Source organism: Cupriavidus sp. UYPR2.512, assembly GCF_000379565.1.
Classification (GTDB): domain Bacteria; phylum Pseudomonadota; class Gammaproteobacteria; order Burkholderiales; family Burkholderiaceae; genus Cupriavidus.
Genome location: NZ_KB902989.1, coordinates 1 through 2,919, shown reverse-complemented (window position 1 = coordinate 2,919; position 2,919 = coordinate 1). Strand labels below are relative to the sequence as shown.

The 2,919-nt window shown below is 63.8% G+C and carries 2 protein-coding genes and 2 pseudogenes; all 4 read left to right on the top strand.

The window, feature by feature from the left end; translation table 11 throughout:
* Positions 1 to 142 (top strand): annotated as a pseudogene (locus A3A5_RS41640) (ABC transporter ATP-binding protein); the annotation flags it as partial.
* A 74-nt stretch (positions 143 to 216) separates the two neighbouring features.
* Positions 217 to 1,425, top strand: coding sequence for an ABC transporter substrate-binding protein (locus A3A5_RS0116655; RefSeq protein ID WP_018311683.1), 1,209 nt, complete (start codon positions 217 to 219; stop codon positions 1,423 to 1,425).
* Positions 1,426 to 1,589: 164 nt separating this feature from the next.
* On the top strand, positions 1,590 to 2,474 hold the full coding sequence (locus tag A3A5_RS0116650; protein ID WP_010811285.1) for a branched-chain amino acid ABC transporter permease: 885 nt from the start codon (positions 1,590 to 1,592) through the stop codon (positions 2,472 to 2,474).
* Positions 2,474 to 2,919, top strand: a pseudogene (locus tag A3A5_RS0116645) (branched-chain amino acid ABC transporter permease); the annotation flags it as partial. The gene A3A5_RS0116650 and the pseudogene A3A5_RS0116645, both read left to right, overlap by 1 nt.

The following is a 2,919-nucleotide window of genomic DNA, read 5'->3' as shown; positions in this document are numbered from 1 at the left end:
GATGGTGGAGCAGAACTTCCGCTTTGCCGCGCCGCTGGCGGACCGCTTCTACGTGATGGAGCACGGCAGCATCGTCGAGCGCTTCGCGGCCAATGAGCTGCAGGCCAAGATGCCGGTGCTGCACGAACTGCTCGGGGTCTGATCCGCACGGATCATGGGTTGATATTTGGCAGGAACGGGTGGCGCGCACGCCGCCGCAAATCAGGAGACATAGAGATGAAAAAGACTCGGCTCGCGGCCGCGACGGCGGCCATTGCCATGGGTGCGGTTTCCTTCAGCGCCGTTGCCCAGGTGTCGGGCGACACCGTGAAGATCGGCTATATCACCGACATGTCGGGCCTGTACGCCGACATCGACGGCCCCGGCGGCCTGGAAGCCATCAAGATGGCAGTCGAGGACCGCGGCGGCAAGGTGCTGGGCAAGCCGATTGAAATCGTCTCGGCCGACCACCAGAACAAGGCCGACATCGCCGCCTCGAAGGCGCGCGAATGGATGGACCAGCAGGGCCTGGACATGCTGCTGGGCGGCACCAACTCCGGCACCGCACTGGCCATGAACAAGGTGGCCTCGGAGAAGAAGCGCGTCTACATCAACATCGGCGCCGGCACGGCGCGCCTGACCAACGAAGAGTGCTCACCGTACACGGTGCACTACGCCTATGACACGGTGGCGCTGGCCAAGGGCACCGGCAGCGCGGTGGTCAAGCAGGGCGGCAAGTCGTGGTTCTTCCTGACCGCCGACTACGCCTTCGGCCATTCGCTGGAAAGCGACACCGCGGCGGTGGTCAAGGCCAACGGCGGCACGGTTGCGGGCCAGGTGCGCCATCCGCTGTCGGCATCGGACTTCTCGTCGTTCCTGCTGCAGGCGCAGTCGTCCAAGGCGCAGATTTTGGGCCTGGCCAACGCCGGCGGCGACACCATCAACTCGATCAAGGCGGCCAAGGAATTCGGCATCACCAAGACGATGAAGATCGCCGGCCTGCTGATGTTCATCAATGATGTGCACAGCCTCGGGCTGAAGAACACCGAAGGCCTGCTGATGACCGACAGCTGGTACTGGGACATGAACGACGACACCCGCAAGTTCGCCAACCGCTTCTTCGGCAAGATGAAGAAGATGCCGAGCAGCTTGCAGGCGGCGGACTACTCGGCGGCCAGCACCTACCTGAAGGCGGTGGAAGCCGCCAAGACCGACGATCCGGACAAGGTCATGGCCGAGTTGAAGAAGATGAAGATCAACGACTTCTACACCAAGGGCTATATCCGCCAGGACGGCCGTGGCATCCACGACATGTACCTGATGCAGGTGAAGACCGCGGCAGAGTCGAAGAAGCCGTGGGACTACCTGAAGGTGGTCGCGACCATTCCGGGCGACCAGGCCTTCACCACGGTGGCCGAGTCGAAGTGCGCCATGCTGAAGAAATAAGCTGATGTGAGTTCTGCCGGCGGCGCGCCACCTGCGTGCCGCCGGCATCGGACGCGGTTCTTTGCTGCGGTGTTCGCCAACGGTGTTCGCCGCAGCGTTCGCATTACCTGGCACCAACCGCAGCAATCCCCGCCATACAACGGCGGTATCAACGGCACTCCGCGATGGACATCTTCGGAATACCCTTGCCGGCCATGCTTTCCCAGCTATTGCTGGGGCTGGTCAACGGCGCCTTCTATGCGATGCTGAGCCTGGGCCTGGCGGTTATCTTCGGCCTGCTCAACGTCATCAATTTCGCGCACGGCGCGCTCTTCATGCTGGGCGCGGTGCTGGCCTGGATGGGCATGGAGTACGCCGGGCTGAACTACTGGATCATGCTGCTGCTGTCGCCTCTGGTCGTCGCCGCGCTGGGCGTGGTGATCGAGAAGACCATGCTGCGCTGGATCTACAAGCTCGACCATATCTACGGCCTGCTGCTGACGCTGGGCATCACGCTGGTGATCGAGGGCATCTTCCGCTCGATCTACGGCGTGTCGGGCCTGCCGTACTCGACGCCGGACGCGCTGCAGGGCGCGACCGACCTGGGCTTCATGATCCTGCCCAACTACCGCGCGTGGGTCGTGGTGGCGTCGCTGGTGGTTTGCTTCGCCACCTGGTACGTGATCGAGAAGACCAAGCTGGGCGCCTACCTGCGCGCCGGCACCGAGAACCCCAAGATGGTCGAGGCCTTCGGCGTCAACGTGCCGCTGATGGTGACGCTGACCTACGGCTTCGGCGTCGCGCTGGCCGCGTTCGCGGGCGTGCTGGCGGCGCCGGTGATCCAGATCTCGCCGCTGATGGGGCAGAACCTGATCATCATCGTGTTTGCGGTGGTGGTGATCGGCGGCATGGGTTCGATCATGGGCTCGATCCTGACCGGCCTGGGGCTGGGCGTGGTCGAGGGGCTGACCAAGGTGTTCTATCCTGAAGCGTCGTCGACCGTGGTGTTCTTCATCATGGTGATCGTGCTGCTGCTGCGCCCGGCCGGGCTGTTCGGGAAGGAGAAGTGATGAGCGCACCCTCCACATCATCGACGCCATCCACGGTGGCGGGCAACGCGGGCAACGCAGGAAAGGGACAAGGCGTGCAGAAGAAACTGTTGTACGGATTGCTGCTGCTGGCACTGGTGGCCGCGCCGCTGGCCGGCGCGTATCCGGTGTTCGTGCTCAAGGTGCTGTGTTTCGCGCTGTTTGCGTGCGCATTCAACCTGCTGATCGGCTATACCGGGCTGCTGTCGTTCGGCCATGCGGCCTTCTTCGGCGGCGCTGGCTACGCCGCCGGCCATGCCATGAAGGTCTGGGGCGTGACCCCGGAGATCGGCCTGATCCTGGGCACCGGCACGGGCGCGCTGATCGGCTACGTGGTGGGTTCGCTGGCCATCCGCCGGCAGGGCATCTACTTCTCGATGATCACGCTGGCGCTGGCGCAGATGCTGTTCTTTATCTGCCTGCAGGC

Excerpts from the sequence above, each read along its gene's own strand:
- A3A5_RS0116655 (WP_018311683.1), top strand. The coding sequence starts at position 217 with ATGAAAAAGACTCGGCTCGCGGCCGCGACGGCGGCCATTGCCATGGGT.
- A3A5_RS0116650 (WP_010811285.1), top strand. The coding sequence starts at position 1,590 with ATGGACATCTTCGGAATACCCTTGCCGGCCATGCTTTCCCAGCTATTG.